At 64.9% G+C, this 21,225-nt stretch carries 22 protein-coding genes; 13 read left to right on the plus strand and 9 right to left on the minus strand.

Features of this window, described 5'->3' with window-relative positions; genetic code table 11:
• Positions 1-15: 15 nt before the first annotated feature.
• The 3 genes from DFS21_RS04140 to DFS21_RS04150 all read right to left on the minus strand — a co-directional run bounded on the left by DFS21_RS04140 (position 16) and on the right by DFS21_RS04150 (position 3,830).
• A complete protein-coding gene (locus tag DFS21_RS04140; RefSeq protein WP_046857590.1) occupies positions 16-1,557 on the minus strand; it encodes an APC family permease in 1,542 nt (513 codons plus the stop codon).
• A 112-nt stretch (positions 1,558-1,669) separates the two neighbouring features.
• On the minus strand, positions 1,670-2,443 hold the full coding sequence (locus tag DFS21_RS04145) for a gamma-glutamyl-gamma-aminobutyrate hydrolase family protein (protein WP_110696779.1): 774 nt from the start codon (positions 2,441-2,443) through the stop codon (positions 1,670-1,672).
• A 4-nt stretch (positions 2,444-2,447) separates the two neighbouring features.
• Positions 2,448-3,830, minus strand: coding sequence for a glutamine synthetase family protein (locus DFS21_RS04150; RefSeq protein WP_102684581.1), 1,383 nt, complete (start codon positions 3,828-3,830; stop codon positions 2,448-2,450).
• Between the two features lie 207 nt (positions 3,831-4,037).
• Between DFS21_RS04150 and DFS21_RS04155 the strand changes: the two genes are divergently transcribed.
• The 5 genes from DFS21_RS04155 to DFS21_RS04175 all read left to right on the plus strand — a co-directional run bounded on the left by DFS21_RS04155 (position 4,038) and on the right by DFS21_RS04175 (position 8,765).
• On the plus strand, positions 4,038-4,913 hold the full coding sequence (locus DFS21_RS04155) for a LysR family transcriptional regulator (RefSeq protein ID WP_102684582.1): 876 nt from the start codon (positions 4,038-4,040) through the stop codon (positions 4,911-4,913).
• A 235-nt stretch (positions 4,914-5,148) separates the two neighbouring features.
• Positions 5,149-5,412, plus strand: a complete 264-nt coding sequence (gene rpoZ, locus DFS21_RS04160) for a DNA-directed RNA polymerase subunit omega (protein ID WP_008091595.1) — start codon at positions 5,149-5,151, stop codon at positions 5,410-5,412.
• 59 nt (positions 5,413-5,471) lie between these two features.
• On the plus strand, positions 5,472-7,580 hold the full coding sequence (gene spoT, locus DFS21_RS04165; RefSeq protein WP_111531894.1) for a bifunctional GTP diphosphokinase/guanosine-3',5'-bis pyrophosphate 3'-pyrophosphohydrolase: 2,109 nt from the start codon (positions 5,472-5,474) through the stop codon (positions 7,578-7,580).
• A 23-nt stretch (positions 7,581-7,603) separates the two neighbouring features.
• Entirely contained in the window at positions 7,604-7,984 is a 381-nt protein-coding gene (locus DFS21_RS04170) for a RidA family protein (RefSeq protein ID WP_028689951.1), read from the plus strand.
• 55 nt (positions 7,985-8,039) lie between these two features.
• Positions 8,040-8,765, plus strand: a complete 726-nt coding sequence (locus tag DFS21_RS04175; protein WP_111531895.1) for a hypothetical protein — start codon at positions 8,040-8,042, stop codon at positions 8,763-8,765.
• 46 nt (positions 8,766-8,811) lie between these two features.
• Here the strand turns inward: DFS21_RS04175 and DFS21_RS04180 are convergent, their stop codons facing one another.
• A complete protein-coding gene (locus DFS21_RS04180; RefSeq protein WP_110696785.1) occupies positions 8,812-9,669 on the minus strand; it encodes an SDR family oxidoreductase in 858 nt (285 codons plus the stop codon).
• A gap of 191 nt (positions 9,670-9,860) precedes the next feature.
• On the opposite strand from DFS21_RS04180, the gene exbB reads away from it, so the two are divergent.
• The 6 genes from exbB (at position 9,861) to DFS21_RS04210 (ending at position 16,602) form a co-directional block, all read left to right on the plus strand.
• Positions 9,861-10,847 carry a tonB-system energizer ExbB gene (exbB, locus tag DFS21_RS04185; RefSeq protein WP_110696787.1) on the plus strand — a complete coding sequence of 329 codons (987 nt, stop codon included), beginning with the start codon at positions 9,861-9,863 and terminating at the stop codon, positions 10,845-10,847.
• 3 nt (positions 10,848-10,850) lie between these two features.
• Positions 10,851-11,279, plus strand: a complete 429-nt coding sequence (gene exbD, locus DFS21_RS04190; RefSeq protein ID WP_023632733.1) for a TonB system transport protein ExbD — start codon at positions 10,851-10,853, stop codon at positions 11,277-11,279.
• Positions 11,276-12,010, plus strand: a complete 735-nt coding sequence (locus DFS21_RS04195; protein WP_046857596.1) for an energy transducer TonB — start codon at positions 11,276-11,278, stop codon at positions 12,008-12,010. Before exbD ends, DFS21_RS04195 begins: the two co-directional genes overlap by 4 nt.
• A gap of 94 nt (positions 12,011-12,104) precedes the next feature.
• Positions 12,105-13,031 carry a hydrogen peroxide-inducible genes activator gene (locus tag DFS21_RS04200; RefSeq protein WP_102684588.1) on the plus strand — a complete coding sequence of 309 codons (927 nt, stop codon included), beginning with the start codon at positions 12,105-12,107 and terminating at the stop codon, positions 13,029-13,031.
• Between the two features lie 4 nt (positions 13,032-13,035).
• Complete coding sequence (gene recG / locus DFS21_RS04205) at positions 13,036-15,114, plus strand: ATP-dependent DNA helicase RecG (RefSeq protein ID WP_110696790.1); 2,079 nt, start codon at positions 13,036-13,038, stop codon at positions 15,112-15,114.
• Positions 15,115-15,192: 78 nt separating this feature from the next.
• A complete protein-coding gene (locus DFS21_RS04210; RefSeq protein WP_111531896.1) occupies positions 15,193-16,602 on the plus strand; it encodes an aminoacyl-tRNA deacylase and HDOD domain-containing protein in 1,410 nt (469 codons plus the stop codon).
• 88 nt (positions 16,603-16,690) lie between these two features.
• Here the strand turns inward: DFS21_RS04210 and DFS21_RS04215 are convergent, their stop codons facing one another.
• The 4 genes from DFS21_RS04215 to DFS21_RS04230 all read right to left on the minus strand — a co-directional run bounded on the left by DFS21_RS04215 (position 16,691) and on the right by DFS21_RS04230 (position 19,033).
• Positions 16,691-17,065: a helicase gene (locus DFS21_RS04215; RefSeq protein ID WP_110696794.1), complete on the minus strand. Its 375-nt coding sequence runs from the start codon at positions 17,063-17,065 to the stop codon at positions 16,691-16,693.
• Between the two features lie 133 nt (positions 17,066-17,198).
• Entirely contained in the window at positions 17,199-17,495 is a 297-nt protein-coding gene (locus DFS21_RS04220; protein WP_110696796.1) for an HU family DNA-binding protein, read from the minus strand.
• A gap of 188 nt (positions 17,496-17,683) precedes the next feature.
• Positions 17,684-18,832, minus strand: a complete 1,149-nt coding sequence (locus DFS21_RS04225; RefSeq protein ID WP_110696799.1) for an NAD(P)/FAD-dependent oxidoreductase — start codon at positions 18,830-18,832, stop codon at positions 17,684-17,686.
• 33 nt (positions 18,833-18,865) lie between these two features.
• Complete coding sequence (locus DFS21_RS04230; protein ID WP_023532601.1) at positions 18,866-19,033, minus strand: rubredoxin; 168 nt, start codon at positions 19,031-19,033, stop codon at positions 18,866-18,868.
• Between the two features lie 193 nt (positions 19,034-19,226).
• Between DFS21_RS04230 and DFS21_RS04235 the strand changes: the two genes are divergently transcribed.
• Both DFS21_RS04235 and ubiA read left to right on the plus strand, forming a co-directional pair.
• Positions 19,227-19,784, plus strand: coding sequence for a chorismate lyase (locus DFS21_RS04235; RefSeq protein WP_111532032.1), 558 nt, complete (start codon positions 19,227-19,229; stop codon positions 19,782-19,784).
• Positions 19,784-20,674, plus strand: coding sequence for a 4-hydroxybenzoate octaprenyltransferase (gene ubiA / locus DFS21_RS04240; protein ID WP_111531897.1), 891 nt, complete (start codon positions 19,784-19,786; stop codon positions 20,672-20,674). The genes DFS21_RS04235 and ubiA overlap by 1 nt, the downstream gene beginning before the upstream one ends.
• Before the next feature lie 53 nt (positions 20,675-20,727).
• On the opposite strand, the gene DFS21_RS04245 is transcribed toward ubiA, so the two are convergent.
• Entirely contained in the window at positions 20,728-21,099 is a 372-nt protein-coding gene (locus DFS21_RS04245; RefSeq protein WP_111531898.1) for a hypothetical protein, read from the minus strand.
• Positions 21,100-21,225: the final 126 nt, after the last annotated feature.

Consider the following 21,225-nt stretch of genomic DNA (forward strand, 5'->3'; position numbering starts at 1 on the left):
AAGCGCCCCCAGCTGTTATTCCTGCAACTGGATAGTGGCCTGCTGACGCAGGGTAGCCCCCAGGAAGTACGCCGGCGCACGCAGCCGCGACAGCAGCATCAGCACGATGCCCAGCGCCGAGATGATCGCCGCGATCACGAATACCAGCCCCAGCCCCCCAACATGCGAGCCACTGCCGAAGTCCGGCGAGGCGCTGTCGATCGCCGTGCGCAGGAAGATCACCGACAGGATCAGACCACCCACCAGCGGGCACACACCGCGCATGAAGAAGTGGCGCACGCTGTCGAACAGGCTGCGGCGGAAGTACCACACGCAGGCGAAGGCGGTCAGCGAATAGTAGAAGCAGATCATCATGCCCAGGGCGGTGATGGTGTCGGCCAGCACGTTCTCGCTGAGGGTACGCATGGTCACGTAGAACAGGCCTGCGGCAATACCGGCACAGATGGTCGCGTAGCGCGGCGTCTGCGAACGCGGGCAAACAGTGGCGAAGCGTTGCGGCACTGCGCCGTAGTAACCCATGGCAAGCAGGGTGCGCGCCGGCGAGACGAAGGTCGATTGCAGCGAGGCGGCGGTGCTGGCCAGCACCGCGATCGACATCAGGATCGCCAGCGGTCCCATCACCGGCCCGGCCAGGTGGGCGAACACGTTCTCCTGGATGCGCGGATTGTTCAGGCCCAGGCCGTGCTCACTGATCCCGGCAAACTGCAGGGTGGCGATGGCGGTGAGCAGGTACAGGCCGAGAATCAGCAGCACGGTCCAGGTTGCCGCCTTGCCCGGCACTTCATCGCTGCCGATCGACTCTTCGCTGACGGTCAGGCACACGTCCCAGCCCCAGAAAATGAAAATCGACAACGACAGGCCGGCGGCAAAGGCCGAGAACGACTCGACACCGAACGGGTTGAACCAGGCCAGGTCGAACGCCAGCGGCGGCGGCGCGGTGGTCTCGCCGAACGCTGCGAAGGCGAAGCCAATCAGCACCAGCAACTGCAAGGCCACCAAGCCGTACTGCACCGTCATGGTGGTGGCCATGCCGCGACAGCAGATCCACACCGCCAGGGCGATGAACACGCAACAGGTGGTGACGTTGATCAACAGGTTGTCCGCCAACGCGGCCAGCTCCTGGTTGCCGGTGATCTGGGCCAGGAACAGGTAGAAGAAGTCCACCGCCACGCCTGCCAGGTTGGACAGCACGATGGTGGTGGCGACCACCAGCCCCCAGCCGCCGATCCAGCCGATCATAGGGCCGAAGGCCCGGGCCGACCAGGTGAAGGACGTGCCGCTGTCGGGCTCCGCCGAGTTCAGCTCGCGGTAGCCCAGGGCGACCAGCAGCATCGGCAGAAAGCCGACGATGAACACCGCCGGCAGGTGGGCGCCAACTTCACGCACGGTCGGGCCGAGCGCGCCAGTCAGGGTGTAGACCGGCGCAATGGTGGAAATGCCCAGCACGACGCTGGCCAGCAGACCGAGGCGGCCCTTGGCCAGGCCCTTGCTGCGCTGGGTGTTGCCCGAGTCGGCCGCCACGTCGGGGGGGCGGCCGGCTTCTGTGTAATCGCTCATGAGTATTTGCCGTAACTATTGGAATTGTTTTCACAGGCCCGCCGTAGCGGGCCCGCTTCCACTCATTGAAAGCTCACTGCCGGGGTGGGTCATCCGAGACTACCGGGTGACGTCAGAGGATCTTCTGGCGCACACCCTCCCGCGCAGCATGGGCAATGCAGGCCTCGCGGAACGCCTCGAACAGGCGCAGCGAAACCGGGTTTTCGGCGAAACGCCATTCAGGGTGCCACTGCACGCCGAGTACAAAGCCCGGCGCATCAGGCATCGACACCGCTTCGATCAGGCCATCCGGGGCCCGTGCCTCGACGCGCAGGCCTGGGGCCAGGCGGTCGATGCCCTGGCTGTGCAGCGAGTTGACCTCGAACCGCGCAGCCAGGCCCAGGCGCTCGAGCACCCCACCCGGCTGTATGCCGACGGAGTGACGAGGGCCGTATTGCACCTCCAGGGGTGCGTCCTCAGGTTCGCGGTGGTCCAGGTAGCCGGGCAATTCCTGCACCCGTTGGTGCAGGCTGCCACCGAGGGCCACGTTCAGTTCCTGGAAGCCACGGCAGATGCAGAACACCGGCACACCCGCGGCAATGGCCGCCTGCAGCAGCGGCAAGGTCAGGCGGTCACGTGCAAGATCGTGCCGGGTGCCTTCCGCGCTGGGCGCGCCATTGTAATGATGCGGCTCGACATTTGAAGGCGAACCGGTAAAAAGAATGCCATCGAGCCTGGCCAGCAGCGTCTGCGTGTCGCTGCCGCCGTCACGGGCCGGCAGGATCAGCGGCAGCCCGGCAAAGCCCGCGGCCTCGACATACTTGTCGCCCACCGTGTGCGACGAGTTCTTCCCCACCTGCTGGCGGCAGGCGCTGACACCGATCAAGGGGACCGCAATTGCGCTCATGGGCTTACACCGTGTGCAGGTACCAGTTGTACTCGAGGTCGGAGATCGACACTTCGAACTCGGCCAGCTCGCTTTCCTTGCAGGCCACGAAGATGTCGATGTAGTCCGGGCTGATGTATTGGTTGAGGACTTCGCTGTCATCCAGCGCGCGCAGGGCATCACGCAGGTTGTTCGGCAGGCTCTGCTCCAGCTGCTCGTACGAGTTGCCCTCGATCGGCGCGTCCGGCTCGACCTTGTTGGTCAGGCCGTGGTGGATGCCGGCGAGGATCGCCGCGAGCATCAGGTACGGGTTGGCATCGGCGCCGGCCACGCGGTGCTCGATGCGCACGTTCTCGCTGCTGTCGGTCGGCACGCGGACAGCCACCGTGCGGTTGTCCAGGCCCCAGCTCGGCGCGTTGGGCACATAGAACTGTGCACCGAAGCGACGGTACGAGTTGATGTTCGGGCAGAGGAATGCCATCGATGCCGGCATGGTTTCCAGCACGCCACCAATGGCGTGGCGCAGGGCGTCGCTTTGCAGCGGGTCGGCATTGGCGAAGATGTTCTTGCCGGTTTTCTTGTCCAGCAACGAAATGTGTACGTGCAGGCCATTGCCCGCCTGGCCCGGATAGGGCTTGGCCATGAAGGTGGAGTCCATCTCATGGTCGTAGGCGACGTTCTTGATCAGGCGCTTGAGCAGGATCGCGTAGTCACAGGCCTTCAGCGGGTCGGCGACGTGGTGCAGGTTCACCTCGAACTGCGCCGGGGCGCTTTCCTTGACGATGGCGTCGGCCGGCAAGCCCTGCTCCTTGGCAGCTTCGAGCATGTCCTGCAGGCAGTCGGCGTATTCGTCGAGATCGTCGATCAGGTACACCTGGGTCGACTGCGGGCGCTTGCCTGAAATCGGCGAGCGCGGCGGCTGCGGGCGACCGTTGAGGTTGTCCTGGTCGATCAGGTAGAACTCCAGCTCGAACGCGGCGCAGATATCCAGGCCCAGGTCGTCGAACTTGCTCACCACCTGGCGCAGCACTTCCCGCGGGTCGGCGAAAAACGGCGCGCCGTCCAGCTCATGCATGGTCATCAGCAACTGGGCGGTCGGGCGTTTCTGCCAGGGTTCGTCGCACAGCGTGCCGGCAATCGGGAAACAGATGCGGTCGGCGTCACCGATGTCCAGGCCCAGCCCGGTGCTTTCGACGGTCGAGCCGTTGATATCCAGGGCAAACAGCGACGCCGGCAGGTTGATGCCCTTCTCGTACACCTTGTGCAGGCTGGCACGCTCGATGCGCTTGCCGCGCACCACGCCGTTCATGTCGGAGATCAGCAGGTCGACGTACTGGGTATCCGGATGGGCATCCAGGAATTCATTCATCTCGCGGGAAGAACTGGCGCACGGGGAGACCGACGTCATGGCTGTACATCCTTTGATTCGGAGCGGCGATGTGGGAACTGCGGATGACGCCTTGTAGGGCGACGATGGTGCTGCTGTTGTTCTTTTCACTGGCCCATCGTTGGGGGCTGGTTGCCGACCGGCTGCATTGATTCCCGGGGGCCGTTCCACTATAAAATGGCCAAAACGCAACAGACATTGGCATTTAGGCAAGCAGAGCGTGCACCGATGCAATATCAGATCAACCATGCGGACCTTTCCCTGGTCCTGGCACTGGAGCGCGGCCGCTCGCTGGCCAAGGCAGCCGAACTGCTCAAGGTCGACGTTTCGACGGTGTTCCGCTCGATCCGCCGGCTGGAGTCGGCGCTGGGCACCGCCTTGTTCGTCAAGAGCCGTAAAGGCTACCTGCCCACCGACACCGCCCAGGCCCTGGCCGAGCAGGCCGAGCGCGCCGAACAGGCACTGGATGCGGCGCGCATCGCCCTGACCAGCGGCGAACAGGTGGTCAGCGGCACCGTGCGCCTGACCTGCACCGAGGCCGTGCTGCACAGCCTGCTGCTGCCGGCGCTGGCCGAGTTCATGCCCAACTATCCGGCGTTGTCGCTGGAGATGGGCACCTCCAACACCTTCGCCAACCTCAGCCGTCGCGATGCCGACATCGCCCTGCGCCTGACAAACACGCCGCCGGAGCATCTTGTCGGGCGCTGCCTGGGCTCGACCTCCTACGTGGTCTGCGGCCAGCCGGCGCTGCGCGAGCGGCTGCAGGAGGCGCCCCTGAGTGTGCCCTGGATCGCCCCCGACGATTCCATGCAGGACCACGCCACCGTGGTCTGGCGCAACCAGCAGCATCCCGGCCTGATCCCGCGCTACCAGTGCAGCGGCATGTCGACCATCGCCCAACTGGTGACCACCGGCCTGGGCGTGGCGGCGCTGCCCGACTACATGGTCCACGACCTGCCCGGCGTCGAGGCGCTGAGCGGCCCGCTGCCCGGCTGCGACACCCAGTTGTGGCTGCTGACACGGCCCGATTGCCGTGCCCTGCGTTCGGTGCAGACGCTGTTCGAGGAGCTGACCCCGCGCCTGCGCGACGCAATGTTGCGTTAACGCGCCAAGGACGGTTGTTTTCGGGCAACAAGAACCGTTATCGTCCGAATCAGGACATGGGCTGCTTCGCGGGCAAGTCCGCTTCCACAGGGCCCGCAAAGCGATTCCAACAGCATCGGAGGAAGGCCACCCGATAAAACAGTCCTTCCCTATTGGCTGGTGATTTTTTAAACTATCGAGTCCGCCTGCCCATTCTGGGCTGCACGCCTAACCGCATTTGCTACTGAGGAAGACCATGGCCCGCGTAACTGTTGAAGACTGCCTGGAACACGTGGATAACCGCTTTGAGCTGGTCATGCTCTCGACCAAGCGCGCCCGCCAGCTGGCTACCGGCGGCAAAGAGCCACGCGTTGCGTGGGAAAACGACAAGCCTACCGTCGTCGCCCTGCGTGAAATCGCCGAAGGCATCGTCACGCCAGAGTTCATCGCCGCCGAAGAGATCGTCACCGAGGATCCGGTATTCGCCGCGTTCGAGGACGAGAACAACGAGGCCGTCTGATTGATGCCCAGTCGACACCGTGCGGCGCAAGGCCCTCTTCTACTGCAAGAGGTGAAACCATGCCGGGTATAGAAGCCCTCGCCGAACGGCTGTCGACCTATCTGGGCCCCGAACAGGTCAACTTGGTTCGTCGGGCCTACTTCTACGCCGAACAGGCCCACGATGGCCAGCGCCGTCGCAGCGGCGAGCCCTACGTGACCCATCCGCTGGCGGTCGCCAGCATCCTCGCCGACATGCACATGGACCATCAGAGCCTGATGGCGGCCATGCTGCACGACGTGATCGAAGACACCGGCATCGCCAAGGAAGCCTTGAGCCAGCAATTCGGCGAGACCGTCGCCGAACTGGTCGACGGGGTCAGCAAGCTGACCCAGATGAACTTCGAGACCAAGGCCGAGGCGCAGGCCGAGAACTTCCAGAAGATGGCCATGGCCATGGCCCGCGATATCCGCGTGATCCTGGTCAAGCTGGCCGACCGCCTGCACAACATGCGCACCCTGGAAGTGCTCTCCGGCGAGAAACGCCGGCGCATCGCCAAGGAAACCCTCGAAATCTACGCCCCCATCGCCAACCGGCTGGGGATGCACACCGTGCGCGTGGAATTCGAGGACCTCGGTTTCAAGGCCATGCACCCGATGCGCTCGTCGCTGATCCACCGGGCGGTGAAGGCCGCGCGCGGCAACCGCAAGGAAATCGTCGCCAAGATCGAGACCTCGCTGGCCAACTGCCTGGCCGCCGACGGTATCGAAGGCGAGGTCAGCGGCCGGCAGAAACACCTCTATGGCATCTACAAGAAGATGCGCGGCAAGCGCCGCGCCTTCACCGAGATCATGGACGTGTACGCCTTCCGCATCATCGTCGACAAGGTCGACACCTGCTACCGCGTGCTCGGCGCCGTGCACAACCTGTACAAGCCACTGCCGGGTCGCTTCAAGGACTACATCGCGATCCCCAAGGCCAACGGCTACCAGTCGTTGCACACCACGCTGTTCGGCATGCACGGCGTGCCCATCGAAATCCAGATCCGCACCCGCGAAATGGAAGAGATGGCCAACAATGGCATCGCCGCGCATTGGCTGTACAAGTCCAACGAGGAAGAGCAGCCAAAAGGCAGCCATGCCCGCGCCCGTCAATGGGTCAAAGGCATCCTCGAGCTGCAGCAGCGCGCCGGCAACTCGCTGGAATTCATCGAGAGCGTGAAGATCGACCTGTTCCCGGACGAGGTCTACGTCTTCACCCCGAAAGGCCGGATCATGGAGCTGCCCAAGGGCTCCACCGCCGTCGACTTCGCCTACGCGGTGCACACCGACGTCGGCAACAGCTGCATCGCCTGCCGCATCAACCGCCGCCTGGCACCGCTGTCCGAGCCGCTGCAGAGCGGCTCCACCGTCGAGATCGTCAGCGCACCGGGCGCTCGGCCGAACCCGGCCTGGCTCAACTTCGTGGTCACCGGCAAGGCGCGCACGCATATCCGCCACGCCCTCAAGCAGCAGCGCCGCTCCGAGTCCATCAGCCTTGGCGAGCGCCTGCTGAACAAGGTGCTGACCGGCTTCGACAGCAGCCTTGAGAATATACCGCAGGAGCGCATCCAGGCGATCCTCACCGAGTACCGCCTGGAGCTGGTCGAGGACCTGCTCGAAGACATCGGCCTGGGCAACCGCATGGCCTACGTGGTCGCCCGCCGCCTGCTGTCTGCCGAAGGCGAACAGCTGCCGGCCCCGGAAGGCCCGCTGGCGATCCGCGGCACCGAGGGCCTGGTGCTCAGCTACGCCAAGTGCTGCACGCCGATCCCGGGCGATCCGATCGTCGGCCACCTGTCGGCGGGCAAAGGCATGGTCGTGCACCTGGAAGACTGCCGCAACATCAGTGAAGTCCGGCATAACCCAGAGAAGTGCCTGCAGCTCTCCTGGGCCAAGGACATTACCGGCGAGTTCAACGTCGAGCTGCGCGTCGAGCTGGAGCACCAGCGCGGCCTGATCGCCCTGCTGGCCAGCAGCGTCAACGCCGCCGACGGCAACATCGAGAAAATCAGCATGGACGAACGCGACGGCCGTATCAGCGTGGTCCAACTGGTGGTCAGCGTGCACGACCGCGTGCACCTGGCCCGTGTGATCAAGAAGCTGCGCACCTTGACCGGCGTGGTCCGCATCACCCGGATGCGTGCGTAGTCCGCCAACCGCAAGGAGTCATCATGAGCAAGACCGTCATCACCAGCGACAAGGCCCCAGCCGCCATCGGCACTTACTCGCAAGCGATCAAGGCCGGCAACACCGTGTACATGTCGGGTCAGATCCCGCTCGACCCGAAAACCATGGAACTGGTCGAGGGCTTCGAAGCCCAGACCGTCCAGGTGTTCGAGAACCTGAAGTCGGTGGCCGAAGCCGCTGGCGGTTCGTTCAAGGACATCGTCAAGCTGAACATCTTCCTCACCGACCTGAGCCACTTCGCCAAGGTCAACGAGATCATGGGCCGCTACTTCGAGCAGCCCTACCCGGCCCGCGCCGCCATCGGCGTGGCCGCCCTGCCCAAGGGCGCCCAGGTCGAGATGGACGCCATCCTGGTTCTCGAGTAATACCCCGGTGACGGGCCAAGGCCCGTCACCCTCCTCCCGCCTCAAGGTTTTCACCATGCGCCACGCATTGCCTCTCACGCTGGCAGCCCTGCTCCTGGGCGGCTGCGCCAGCCACAAGCCTGAAGATTTCAACGGCACCTGGATCAACCAGGCCGCCATCGACGCCGCCAGCGAAGGCACCAGCCTGCGCCAGGCCCTGGACGCGAAGGGGCCGGTGTTCGAGTGGAAGATCGACGTCAAGAACCAGCAGGCCAGCTTCAGCAATGGCTTCGAGGCCGCCGACGGGCGTCTGAGCGCCAACGAGAAGGACTGGCAGGTCACCTTCGAAGGCGACCTGACCGAACAGCTCAAGCTCGATGGCGACGAACTCGTGGCGATCGACCCCTCCGGCCATGAGCAGACCTTCGTGCGCAGCAAGGCGTCAGAAGGCGCTGCACTGGGCGCCAGCTTCGAGAAGGCGCTGTACCAGCAATACCTGGGCGGCGACTGGAAGATCGTCGAGGGCCAGGGCAAGGGCGCGGTGGTGCGCTTCAGCGATACCGGCAACGTCACTGGCCTGCCCGGCCCGGACCGTTTTGCCCTGTGCCTGGCGGGTGACTGCGCGACCATGGGCGATGGCAACGACAGCCTGTGGCTGGAGCGCAACCAGCGTGGCGCCCCGTGGATCTTCAAGCGCGATGGCGACACCCTGGAGATCTTCCAGGCAGTCAACCGCGCCCAGCCGGATGAGATGCCGCAACTGACTGCCGGCGCCCGGCAGTGGGTACTGGAAAAGGATTAGCCATCAGCGCGGCGACCCGACTGGCCCCGCGATGGGGCCGGCTCTCTCAACCACGCCCTTGGAGAATGGCCGCATAGCCTTCTTTATAGCTCGGATACTGCGGCACCCATCCTAGCGACCGCGCCCGCGCATTGCTGCAACGCTTGCTGCCGGTACGCCGCACCCGCTGCTGGTCCGACCACTCGGTGACCCCCAGGTACTCGCGCAGCCAGCCCACCACGTCAGCCAGCGCTGCCGGGTCGTCATCGACACCGATATAGCAGTCGTCCAGCACCACGCCCCGGGCATCGGCCTGCAGCAGGTGCGCCAGCAAACCAGCGGCATCCTCGGCGTGAATCCGGTTGCCGTACAATGGCGGCTCCTCGGCCACTCGGTAGCCTTGGCGTACCTGACTCAGCAACCACTCACGTCCCGGCCCATAGATGCCGGTCAGGCGCACGATGCTGGCGGGGATGCCACTGCCCAGCGCCAGGCGCTCCGCCGCGAGCATCACCTTGCCCGAATACCCCTCGGGCGCGGTGGCTGCGGTCTCGTCGATCCATTCGCCATCCTGTTGTGCATAGACACTGCTGCTGGAAACGAACAGCAGGCGACGCGGCCGCTGACCCTTGCTCTCAAGCCAGCCAAGCACATGGCGCAAACCGTCGACATAGGCGGCCTGGTAGCCCGCTTCGTCATGCTGGCTGGCCGCCACGCAGTACACCAGGTAGTCCGGCGCGCGCGCGGGCCACGCTTCTGGCAGGCGCGGGTTCGCCAGATCGGCGGCAACGGGCCGCACCCCTTCGGGCAGGTCCCGCACCGACCGGCGCAGGCCATCGACCTGCCACCCATGGGCGAGCAACTGGCGGGCCAGACGGCCTCCCACATCGCCGCAGCCGACGATCAACGCACTCAGGTCCGACATCATGAAACTCCAAATCCAAAGGTTCACGCTAACCGGATTTAGCGATCAGCGGCTAGACAAAGGTTAAAAAAAGCGCTCTCCATTCTTTTGTTAACAAGAATTACTTGCAATAATGGCGGCCCTGTCTGTTCTCGGCCTGCTTCGAGGCCTTGAAGAACTCAACCCATTTCTCTTCATCAGGTCCGGCCAGCATGACACGTACTCAACCTTCCGCTTCGCCAACCCCGTCGCGCGCCTGGCGCGCCATTGCCGCGCTGATGTTCAGCCTGGTACTGGCCCCTGTGGCCATGGCCGATGAGCCCACCACCACCGCCGCTCCAGCCGCCGCCGCCGCCGCCCCGGCCGCGCCAGCCGCCGAAGGCCAGGCACCTGTAGCTGCGCCAAACGAAGCGCCGGTCGATGCCAATGCGCCAATCGATGGCCAGGCACCTACCGACGAGAACGTGCAGGCGATGGTCGAAGACACCTCGCTGGGCATGGCCCACGACCTGTCCCCATGGGGCATGTACAAGAACGCCGACGTGGTGGTGAAGGCCGTGATGATCGGCCTGGCCATCGCCTCGATCATCACCTGGACCATCTGGATCGCCAAAGGCTTCGAGCTGATGGGCGCCAAACGCCGCCTGCGTGGCGAGATCGCCGCCCTGAAACGCTCGGTGAGCCTGAAAGAAGCCAGCGAGGTGTCGAACAAGGAAGGCACCCTGGCCCACACCCTGGTGCATGACGCCCTCGAAGAAATGCGCCTGTCGGCCAACGCCCGCGAGAAGGAAGGCATCAAGGAACGCGTGAGCTTCCGTCTGGAGCGCCTGGTGGCCGCCAGCGGCCGCACCATGAGCAGCGGCACCGGCGTGCTGGCCACCATCGGCTCCACCGCCCCGTTCGTCGGTCTGTTCGGTACCGTGTGGGGCATCATGAACAGCTTCATCGGCATCGCCAAGACCCAGACCACCAACCTCGCCGTGGTCGCCCCAGGCATCGCCGAAGCCCTGCTGGCCACCGCCCTGGGCCTGGTTGCCGCGATCCCGGCCGTGGTCATCTACAACGTCTTCGCCCGCTCCATCGCCGGCTACAAGGCACAGGTGTCCGACGCCTCCGCCCAGGTCCTGCTGCTGGTCAGCCGTGATCTGGACCACCAGGGTGGCGAACGCGCCGCCCCGCACATGGTGAAAGTGGGGTAAACCATGGGCCTGCATCTCAACGAAGGTGGCGACGACCTCGCCGAGAACCACGAAATCAACGTCACGCCGTTCATCGACGTGATGCTGGTGCTGCTGATCATCTTCATGGTCGCGGCACCCTTGGCCACGGTCGACATCAAGGTCGACCTGCCCGCCTCGACCGCCAAGCCGGCGCCGAGGCCCGAGAAGCCGGTGTTCGTCAGCGTCAAGGCCGACAAGAAGCTCTACCTCGGCGACGACGAGGTGGCCCAGCGCGACCAGCTTGGCGCCATGCTCGATGCCAAGACCAAGGGCGACAAGGAAACCACCATCTTCTTCCAGGCTGACAAGGGCGTCGACTACGGTGACCTGATGGAAGTGATGAACACCATGCGCGCCGCCGGCTACCTCAAGGTCGGCCTGGTCGGACTCGAGACGGCAGCCAAGAAATGACGAAAACGCGCTCAAACATGGCGCGCTACGGTGGCAGCCTGGCGATCGTGCTGGGTGTGCACGCGGTCGCCGTGCTGCTGACGCTCAACTGGTCGGTGCCCCAGGCCCTCGAGTTGCCGCCGGCAGCGATGATGGTCGAGCTGGCCCCGCTGCCAGAGCCCGCGCCACCGCCACCGCCCAAGGCCGCCCCGAAACCGCCGACGCCGATCGAGGAGCCGCCGCTGCCCAAGCTGGCAGAGGCGCCGAAGCCGAAGATCGCCATCCCCAAGCCGCCCAAGCCCAAGGCCAAGCCACAGCCGCCCAAGCCTGAGAAAAAACTGGAGCCGCCGAAGGACGAACCGCCGGCCAAGGACGATGTGGCGGATACACCGCCCAGCAACACGCCACCGCAGAAGTCGGCGGCGCCGCAGCCAAGCATCGCGTCCAACAGCAATGCCCTGCCGAGCTGGCAGAGTGACTTGCTGCGCCACCTGGCCAAGTACAAGAAGTACCCCGAGGACGCTCGCCGCCGTGGGTTGCAGGGCATCAACCGCCTGCGCTTCGTGGTCGACGCCGAAGGCAAGGTAGTGTCGTACACGCTGGCCGGTGGTTCGGGTAGCGCGGCGCTGGACCGGGCCACGCTGGAGATGATCCGCCGTGCCGGCACGGTACCCAAGCCTCCGGCGGAGTTGCTGAACAATGGCACGATCGAAGTGGTTGCGCCGTTCGTCTACTCGCTGGACCGACGCTGACGTTTTTGTTTCTGTCACAAAACGGCAAGTCTGATAACGTGCGTCTATCGATTGCAGCCGCTATGCTGGGGCCGCAACTTCATGGACGCACGTTATGACCCTCACCGAACTTCGCTACATCGTCACCCTCGCGCAAGAGCAGCACTTCGGCCACGCAGCCGAGCGTTGCCACGTCAGCCAGCCGACCCTTTCGGTGGGCGTGAAGAAGCTCGAGGACGAACTCGGCGTGCTGATCTTCGAGCGCAGCAAGAGCGCGGTGCGCCTCACGCCGGTCGGCGAGAGCATCGTCGCCCAGGCGCAGAAGGTGCTGGAACAGGCCCAGGGCATCCGCGAACTGGCCCAGGCCGGCAAGAACCAGCTGACTGCCCCGCTCAAGGTCGGCGCCATCTACACCGTCGGCCCCTATCTCTTCCCGCACTTGATCCCGCAACTGCACCGCGTGGCGCCGCAGATGCCGCTGTACATCGAAGAGAACTTCACCCACGTGCTGCGCGAGAAGCTGCGCAATGGCGAACTGGACGCAGTGATCATCGCCCTGCCGTTCAACGAGGCCGACGTGCTGACCCTGCCGTTGTACGACGAACCGTTCTGTGCGCTGATGCCGGCCGACCACCCGTGGACCGCCAAGGACACCATCGACACCGCCATGCTCAACGACAAGAGCCTGCTGCTGCTGGGCGAGGGGCATTGTTTCCGCGACCAGGTGCTCGAAGCCTGTCCGACCCTGAACAAGGGCGGCGAGGCCTCCAAGCACACCACGGTCGAATCCAGCTCGCTGGAAACCATCCGCCACATGGTCGCTTCGGGCCTGGGCGTCTCGATCCTGCCGCTGTCGGCGGTGCACAGCCATCATTACGCGCCGGGCGTTATCGAAGTTCGCCCGCTGACCGCGCCCGCGCCGTTCCGCACCGTGGCCATCGCCTGGCGCGCCAGCTTCCCGCGGCCGAAGGCCATCGAGATCCTCGCCGACTCGATCCGTCTCTGCTCGGTGGCCAAGCCACCCGTGGAACAACCGGCCTGAGCCCATGACCGAGCTGTCGAACGTCCCGGTCACCACGCTCAAGGGTGTTGGTGAAGCCATGGCAGAGAAACTCGCCAAGGTCGGCCTGGAGAACCTGCAGGACATACTGTTCCACCTGCCGTTGCGCTACCAGGACCGCACCCGCGTGGTGCCCATCGGCCAGCTGCGTCCCGGCCAGGACGCGGTGATCGAGGGCGTGGTCAGCGGCGCCGACGTGACCATGGGCAAGCGGCGCAGTCTCGTGGTGCGCCTGGGCGATGGCAGCGGCACGCTGAGCCTGCGCTTCTACCATTTCAGCAATGCGCAGAAGGAAGGCCTCAAGCGTGGCACCCACCTGCGTTGCTATGGCGAAGCCCGCCCCGGCGCCTCGGGGCTGGAAATCTACCACCCGGAATACCGGGCGCTGAACGGCGACGAAGCACCGCCGCCGGTCGAACAGACGCTGACGCCGATCTACCCGACCACCGAAGGCCTCACCCAGCAGCGCCTGCGCCTGCTGTGCCAGCAGAGTCTGGGCCTGCTCGGCCCGCGCAGCCTGCCCGACTGGCTGCCCGACCAACTTGCCCGCGACTACCAGCTGGCGCCATTGAGCGATGCCATCCGCTACCTGCACAACCCGCCGGCCGATGCCGATCTGGACGAGCTTGCCGAGGGCCATCACTGGGCCCAGCACCGCCTGGCCTTCGAGGAACTGCTGACCCATCAGCTCTCCCAGCAGCGCCTGCGGGAAAGCCAGCGCAGCCTGCGTGCGCCGGTACTGCCCAAGGCCACCCGCCTGCCGGCCCAGTACTTGGCCAACCTCGGCTTCAACCCAACCGGTGCCCAGCAGCGCGTCGGCAACGAGATCGCCTACGACCTCAGCCAACCCGAACCGATGATGCGCCTGGTACAGGGTGACGTGGGCGCCGGCAAGACCGTGGTCGCTGCCCTGGCGGCGCTGCAGGCCCTGGAGGCCGGTTACCAGGTGGCGCTGATGGCCCCCACCGAGATCCTCGCCGAGCAGCATTTCATCACCTTCAAACGCTGGCTCGAGCCGCTGGGTATCGAAGTCGCCTGGCTGGCCGGCAAGCTCAAGGGCAAGGCCCGCGCCAGCGCCCTGGAGCAGATCGCCAATGGCGCGCCGATGGTGGTCGGTACCCATGCGCTGTTCCAGGACGAGGTACAGTTCAAGCACCTGGCCCTGGCGATCATCGACGAACAACACCGTTTCGGCGTGCAACAGCGCCTGGCCCTGCGCAAGAAAGGCGTCATGGGCCAACTGTGCCCGCACCAGTTGATCATGACCGCCACCCCGATCCCACGCACCCTGGCCATGAGCGCCTACGCCGACCTGGACACCTCGGTCCTCGACGAGCTCCCCCCCGGTCGTACACCGGTGAATACCGTACTGGTTGCCGACAGCCGTCGTTTCGAGGTGGTCGAGCGGGTCCGCGCCGCCTGTGCCGAAGGTCGCCAGGCCTACTGGGTATGCACCTTGATCGAGGAATCCGAGGAACTGACCTGCCAGGCCGCCGAAAGTACATTCGAGGAGCTGGGCAGCGCCCTGGGCGAGCTGCGCGTGGGCCTGATCCACGGGCGCATGAAGCCTGCGGAAAAGGCCGCGGTGATGGCCGAGTTCAAGGCCGGCGACCTGCAATTGCTGGTGGCCACCACGGTGATCGAGGTCGGCGTCGACGTACCCAATGCCAGCCTGATGATCATCGAGAACCCCGAGCGCCTGGGCCTGGCCCAGCTGCACCAGCTGCGCGGCCGGGTCGGCAGGGGCAGCGCGGCAAGCCATTGTGTGCTGCTCTACCACCCGCCACTTTCGCAGATCGGCCGCGAACGCCTGGGCATCATGCGGGAAACCAACGATGGTTTCGTCATAGCAGAGAAAGACCTGGAGTTGCGTGGCCCCGGCGAAATGCTCGGGACCCGCCAGACCGGCCTGCTACAGTTCAAGGTCGCCGACCTGATGCGCGATGCCGACCTGTTGCCGGCCGTGCGCGATGCCGCCCAGGCCCTGCTGGCACGCTGGCCCGACCACGTCAGCCCGCTACTCGACCGCTGGTTGCGCCACGGCCAACAATATGGCCAGGTGTGACGCCCGTCCCATTATGGATCCAGCTTGGCGGCCAGGCTGGTTATACTTCGCGTTTACAGAAATGATTGGATACAGGCCATGACTGAAGTTGCCCTGGATACCGCAACCCTACACGCACCGTCTGTTATCCGGCAGTTGCTCGAAAAGCTCGACGTCAGCTTCCGCGAGGTGCCCGAGCACCCGGGGCTGCCGGCCAACTCGCGCGTTCAGGCCGTGCTGCTCGATGACGAGATCGGTGCCTTGATGGTGCTGTTCCCGCAAAGCCAGTTGCTGGACCTCAAGCGCCTCGAGGAACTGACCGGACGCAAGCTCAAGGCCGTGCCGCTGGAGCGCTTGAAGCAGATGCTCGACAAGCATCACCTCAAGGCCCTGCCCGCCATTCCCGCGCTGACCAGCTCGCCGTGCCAGTACGAAAAGAGCCTGCTCGACAACGAAACCCTGCTGATCCAGTCCGGTGAAGCCGGGCTGCTCCTGGAAATCGGCCGGACGGCTTTCAAGAAGATGCTGATCAAGGCCAGCGCCAGCACCTTCGGCCAGCGGATCAGCGATATTCGCCTCAGTTTCGATCAGTTGGACGGCCCTCCCAAGGAAGTCATCCGCGCAGTCCAGGCCTTCACCGCCCGGCGCATCCAGCAACGCCTGGAGCAGACCATCGAGATTCCGCCGCTGGCCGACACCGCGCAGAAGATCATCAAGCTGCGCGTCGACCCCAATGCCAGCATCGACGACATCACCGGCGTGGTCGAAACCGACCCGGCCCTGGCTGCGCAAGTCGTCAGCTGGGCGGCATCGCCCTACTACGCGTCACCCGGCAAGATCCGCTCGGTGGAAGACGCCATCGTGCGGGTACTGGGCTTCGACCTGGTGATCAACCTGGCCTTGGGCCTGGCCCTGGGCAAGACCCTGAGCCTGCCCAAGGACCACCCGCAACAGGCCACGCCGTATTGGCAGCAGTCGATCTATACCGCTGCCGTGATCGAGGGTCTGACCCGTGCCATGCCGCGCGCCGAACGCCCGGAAGCAGGCCTGACCTACCTGGCCGGGCTGCTGCACAACTTCGGCTATCTGCTGCTGGCCCACGTCTTCCCACCGCATTTCTCGCTGATCTGCCGTCATCTGGAGGTCAACCCGCACCTGTGCCACAGCTATGTGGAGCAGCACTTGCTGGGGATCAGCCGTGAACAGATCGGTGCCTGGCTGATGAAGCTGTGGGACATGCCCGATGAACTGTCCACAGCCCTGCGCTTCCAGCACGATCCGGCGTACGACGGCGATTATGCGGCGTTCCCCAACCTGGTGTGCCTGGCGACGCGCCTGCTGCGCGCCCGGGGGATTGGCTCGGGGCCGAAGGACGAGATCCCGGATGCCCTGCTCGAGCGCCTGGGGCTGACCCGGGACAAGGCCGAAGAGGTGGTGAACAAGGTGCTGGAGGCCGAGGCATTGCTACGCGAGCTGGCGTCGCAGTTCCATGCGCCGCATTCGCATTAAGGCCGCCCCGTAGGAGCGGCTTCAGCCGCGATCACCCGCGAAGCGGGTGCCAGAAACCGCGGTGCCTGCATCGCGGCTAAAGCCGCTCCTACACTTTCTTCTTCGGTTTCAGGTACTTCATCAAGCCCTGGAACCAGATCACCAGCGCCGGATTGCCCTTGATCTGGATGTTCTTCTCCTGAATCCCCTGCATGAACGCCAGCTGCTTGTTACCGGCCTGCAGCGTGGCAAAGCCGTACGCGGCATCCTTGAAGGCAATGGCGAACGCCGGCTGCGGGTGCAGGCCGCCCTTGCTGCTGATGCGCAGGTCCTTGACGATGAAGTGCCGGGCAATCTTGCCGTCGAGCGTCTGCATCTGGAAGACCAGGTCCTTGTCCTGCAGCTGCTGCTGGAACGCCGGGTTGTTGCGGCTGGCCTTGGCCATCAGCAAGCCCATGGCCCAGAGAAGAAAACGAAACTTCATCAACGCGCCTCGAGTGAAAAATGACTGAGTCGCGCAGTTTATCCGTTTATCGCCCTGTTTATGCAAGTTCGCTGCATTTGCTTACCAGAAACACAACGGGCGCCTTAAGGCGCCCGTCTCGATGGCTTGTCGATCACTTTTTCTTGGCAGGCTTGGCCGGTGCGTTGACGCTTTCCTTCAAGTTCTTGCCCGGCTTGAAGGCGACGGTGTTGCTAGCCTTGATCTTGACCGGCTCGCCGGTCTGCGGGTTCTTGCCGGTGCGAGCGCCGCGGTGGCGTTTTTCGAAGGTGCCGAAGCCGACCAGGGTGACGGTGTCCTTGTCGAGTGCGCCGGTGATGCTGTCGAGAATCGCGTTCAGGACAATATTGGCCTTTTCCTTGGTCAGATCGGCCTTTTCGGCGATGACGGCGGCGAGTTCTGGTTTACGCATAGTGAAGCCTCTTTGACGGGATTTCTTGTTGTTATGCCGTGCTGCCGAAGGGAGCAGCGTTCAAGGCACCGCAGGCTCTAGGCTGCGGCAGACGCCAGTGAGGATGGCACGCCGACCGGGGCCGCGCCAGTATCTGGGCGGCCATTGTGGTGGCAAGAACAGGATAATTCCGACAGAACGCCCGCTATTTACGCCATCAAGGGTGGCAACTGGCGATTCAACGCCAGTTTCTCCATGACCGCGCCGCCGGTCAGGGCGTAGCCCAGCAGCTGGCCATCGGCGCCATGGCAGAGCACTTTCAGATCACCACCGCTACCTTCCACCACCCAGGTGCCCTCGTGGCCTGCCGGCACGGGAGATACCACCAACGGGCAGGCCGGCGTCTTCACGGTGACCGGCATCGGGCCATAGGCCACTGCAGTCGGGTTGCCGGCCAGGGTCTGGGCCAGGGCACGAGCACAAGTCATCAAGGGCATGACGTACAGGAGGTTGATGCCATCAACCTCGGCGCAGTCGCCCAGGGCGAAGATGTTGGCGTGAGAAGTGCGCAGCTGGCGATCCACCACCACCCCGCGGTTGACCTGCAGGCCCGCTGCCGCCGCCAGGTCGGTACGCGGCCGCAGGCCGATCGCAGACACCACCAGGTCGCAAGGGATGACGCTGCCGTCGGACAGGTGCGCCTCCACAGCCGCCCCCGAACGTTGCAGGCGGGTCAGCACCGGGCCGAGATGGAAACGCACCCCCAACCCTTCCAGGCCTGCCTGCACGGCAGCGGCCGCCGCCGGGTGCAGTAAGGTCGGCATTACCTGTTCGCACGGCGCCACGACCTCGCACTGCAGGCCGCCCAAGGTGAGGTCGTTGGCGAACTCGCAGCCGATCAGGCCGGCGCCGAGGATCAGCACCCGTTGCTTGCCTGCGGCAGCGACACGAAAACGTGCGTAGTCCTCAAGGTCGTTGATCGGGAAGACCAACTCACCCGCATCGCCTTCCACGGGCACCTGCACAGTCTGCGCGCCCCAGGCCAGTACCAGGTCGCGGTACTCCACCGCTTCCTCACCGATCCACAGGCGCTTGTGGCCGGGGTCGATACCGCTGATGCGGGTGTGGGTGCGGATCTCGGCCTTGAGCTGCTCGGCCATGGCGCCGGGTTCGGCCATGCACAGGCCGTCGGCGTCCTTCTGCTTGGCAAAGCCGGTGGACAGCATCGGCTTGGAATAGGAGCGGCCGTCGTCGGCGGTGATCAGCAGCAGCGGCGTGTCGCCGTCCAGCTTGCGAAACTCTCGCGCCAGGTTATAACCGGCAAGGCCGGTACCAATGATCACCACGGGGGACGTCATGTCGTGCGTTCCTTGTTCAAGCCAGGGTTGCGATCAGCCAATGGCGATCATTTCGAAGTCACTCTTGCCTACGCCGCAATCAGGGCACAGCCAGTCTTCCGGCACGTCTTCCCAGCGGGTGCCGGGGGCGATGCCGTCGTCCGGCCAGCCGTCGGCTTCGTCGTAGATCAGGCCACAGACAATACATTGCCACTTCTTCATCGGGTGCTGTTCCTCGGTCAGGCTTATTGGTGCGTTGCAGCTGGTGGCCGGGTCGCGGGGTACGCCCGCGCCTGCAAGTGACCACCGTGCAATCTCTGGTCGGCTTTTGTACTGGGCCTGCTGGCAGTATGCAAGCCAGGACGGCAATCATGCTAAGCTCGCCGCCTCTCTGGCCTGTATCAAGCATACCGACGTGCCGTACGAAACCCCGCAAGCAGCCGCTGTCGCGTGGCTGGCGTATCCGCAACTGGCGCCCCTGCCCGACCAGCCGACCCTGGACTGGCTGTTCGACGAAGGCTCCCTGACCCGTCGCCTGACCGGTCTTTCCCATGACCACTTCAGCGTCACCCCTTTGTGCGAGGGCTGGCAGCCACTGCGTGACGATGAATGCGCCGCGTTGGGCCTGCGGCCTGGCGCGCAGGGCTGGGTGCGCGAGGTCTACCTGCGCGGCCATGGCCAGCCGTGGGTATTCGCCCGCAGCGTCGCCAGCCGCACAGCGCTGGAGCGCGGGGGGCTCGACCTGGAGACCCTGGGCAGCCGCTCGCTGGGCGAGCTACTGTTCTGCGACCAGGCGTTCGTCCGCCACCCTATCGAAGTGTGCAGTTATCCACAGGACTGGCTGCCCGCCGCGGTCGCCAGCGCCGGGCTGTGGGGACGGCGCTCGCGCTTCGAACGCGACGGCCTCGACCTGCTGGTGGCCGAGGTGTTTCTGCCCGCCCTGTGGCACGCGGCCAAGGAGGAAAAACGCTGATGTACCTGCAACTGCTCAAGTCGCTCAACCACCTTCACCCGCGCGCCTGGGACTTTGTCCAGCTCAGCCGCATGGACCGCCCCATCGGCATCTATCTGCTGCTGTGGCCGACGCTGTCGGCGGTGTGGATCGCCGGCAACGGCTCGCCGACCCTGGCCAACGTGCTGATTTTCGGCCTCGGCGTGGTGCTGATGCGTGCCGCCGGCTGCTGCATCAACGACTTCGCCGACCGCAAGGTGGACGGCCACGTCAAACGCACCGCCGACCGGCCACTGGCCAGCGGCCGGGTGAAGCCCCGCGAAGCACTCATGCTGTGCGCTCTGCTGGTGGGGGTGAGCTTCCTGCTGGTGCTGTGCACCAACGCCACCACGGTGTGGCTGTCGTTCGGAGCGGTCGCCCTGGCCTTCTGCTACCCGTTCATGAAGCGCTACACCTACTACCCGCAGGTGGTGCTGGGCGCGGCGTATTCCTGGGGAATCCCGATGGCTTTCACCGCCGCGGGTGGCGAGCTGCCGGCCAGCGCCTGGCTGCTGTACATCGCCAACCTGCTGTGGACGGTGGGGTATGACACCTACTACGCCATGGTCGACCGTGACGACGACCTGAAGATCGGCGTGAAATCCACCGCCATCCTGTTCGGCGAGGCCGACCGGGTGATCATCCTGAGCCTGCAGTTGCTGTCGCTGGGCTGCCTGCTCCTGGCGGGCAACCGCTTCGAACTGGGCGGCTGGTTCCACCTGGGGCTGCTGGCGGCGGCGGTATGCTTCGCCTGGGAATTCTGGTCGACGCGCAAGCTGGACCGCGAGTCGTGCTTCAAGGCGTTCTTGCACAATCACTGGGCGGGGTTGTTGATCTTCATCGGTGTGGTGCTGGACTACGCGCTGCGCTGAAACTGTCCAGGCAATGGTGGGAGCGGCGGAGCGGCGCTCCCACGCCTGGTGCATCAAGGCTTGGCGACGTGCCAGACATCCTTCATGCCATCGCCGGTGGTCTCGCCGGCCTTCTTGTCCTTGACGAAGGTGTATAGCGGCTTGCCGTCATAGGCCCACTGCATCGAGCCATCGTCGCGGGTGACGTGGGTCCACTTGTCCTTCGGCGCCTCGTCGTCCTTCTTCACCATCAACGGCGGCCAGTTCTTGGCGCACTCGCCATTGCACATGGACTTGCCTCCAGCGTCCTTGTCAAAGGTGTACAGCGTCATGCCATCGTGGTCGACCCACATGCCATCCTTCTCCATGGCGTGATGAGCCGACGCCACCCCCGGCACTGTCAGCGCAGCGCAAAGGGCCATCCAGCTCAGCGTATGTCGTGTCATTGGAATCACCATTGTTTCAGGGGTGGATTGAATGTTCGCGGCCGCCCTCGCGGCCCCTTGTAGCCTAGTCCAGTCACGCAATGTCGCCAGAACCGCCCACGCCCTGTCACACAGCTGCAATAATTC

The sequence above is a fragment of the Pseudomonas sp. 2848 genome, assembly GCF_003253945.1.
Classification (GTDB): domain Bacteria; phylum Pseudomonadota; class Gammaproteobacteria; order Pseudomonadales; family Pseudomonadaceae; genus Aquipseudomonas.

Excerpts from the sequence above, each read along its gene's own strand:
- DFS21_RS04140 (WP_046857590.1), bottom strand. The coding sequence starts at position 1,557 with ATGAGCGATTACACAGAAGCCGGCCGCCCCCCCGACGTGGCGGCCGAC.
- DFS21_RS04145 (WP_110696779.1), bottom strand. The coding sequence starts at position 2,443 with ATGAGCGCAATTGCGGTCCCCTTGATCGGTGTCAGCGCCTGCCGCCAG.
- DFS21_RS04150 (WP_102684581.1), bottom strand. The coding sequence starts at position 3,830 with ATGACGTCGGTCTCCCCGTGCGCCAGTTCTTCCCGCGAGATGAATGAA.
- DFS21_RS04155 (WP_102684582.1), top strand. The coding sequence starts at position 4,038 with ATGCAATATCAGATCAACCATGCGGACCTTTCCCTGGTCCTGGCACTG.
- rpoZ (WP_008091595.1), top strand. The coding sequence starts at position 5,149 with ATGGCCCGCGTAACTGTTGAAGACTGCCTGGAACACGTGGATAACCGC.
- spoT (WP_111531894.1), top strand. The coding sequence starts at position 5,472 with ATGCCGGGTATAGAAGCCCTCGCCGAACGGCTGTCGACCTATCTGGGC.
- DFS21_RS04170 (WP_028689951.1), top strand. The coding sequence starts at position 7,604 with ATGAGCAAGACCGTCATCACCAGCGACAAGGCCCCAGCCGCCATCGGC.
- DFS21_RS04175 (WP_111531895.1), top strand. The coding sequence starts at position 8,040 with ATGCGCCACGCATTGCCTCTCACGCTGGCAGCCCTGCTCCTGGGCGGC.
- DFS21_RS04180 (WP_110696785.1), bottom strand. The coding sequence starts at position 9,669 with ATGTCGGACCTGAGTGCGTTGATCGTCGGCTGCGGCGATGTGGGAGGC.
- exbB (WP_110696787.1), top strand. The coding sequence starts at position 9,861 with ATGACACGTACTCAACCTTCCGCTTCGCCAACCCCGTCGCGCGCCTGG.
- exbD (WP_023632733.1), top strand. The coding sequence starts at position 10,851 with ATGGGCCTGCATCTCAACGAAGGTGGCGACGACCTCGCCGAGAACCAC.
- DFS21_RS04195 (WP_046857596.1), top strand. The coding sequence starts at position 11,276 with ATGACGAAAACGCGCTCAAACATGGCGCGCTACGGTGGCAGCCTGGCG.
- DFS21_RS04200 (WP_102684588.1), top strand. The coding sequence starts at position 12,105 with ATGACCCTCACCGAACTTCGCTACATCGTCACCCTCGCGCAAGAGCAG.
- recG (WP_110696790.1), top strand. The coding sequence starts at position 13,036 with ATGACCGAGCTGTCGAACGTCCCGGTCACCACGCTCAAGGGTGTTGGT.
- DFS21_RS04210 (WP_111531896.1), top strand. The coding sequence starts at position 15,193 with ATGACTGAAGTTGCCCTGGATACCGCAACCCTACACGCACCGTCTGTT.
- DFS21_RS04215 (WP_110696794.1), bottom strand. The coding sequence starts at position 17,065 with ATGAAGTTTCGTTTTCTTCTCTGGGCCATGGGCTTGCTGATGGCCAAG.
- DFS21_RS04220 (WP_110696796.1), bottom strand. The coding sequence starts at position 17,495 with ATGCGTAAACCAGAACTCGCCGCCGTCATCGCCGAAAAGGCCGATCTG.
- DFS21_RS04225 (WP_110696799.1), bottom strand. The coding sequence starts at position 18,832 with ATGACGTCCCCCGTGGTGATCATTGGTACCGGCCTTGCCGGTTATAAC.
- DFS21_RS04230 (WP_023532601.1), bottom strand. The coding sequence starts at position 19,033 with ATGAAGAAGTGGCAATGTATTGTCTGTGGCCTGATCTACGACGAAGCC.
- ubiA (WP_111531897.1), top strand. The coding sequence starts at position 19,784 with ATGTACCTGCAACTGCTCAAGTCGCTCAACCACCTTCACCCGCGCGCC.
- DFS21_RS04245 (WP_111531898.1), bottom strand. The coding sequence starts at position 21,099 with ATGACACGACATACGCTGAGCTGGATGGCCCTTTGCGCTGCGCTGACA.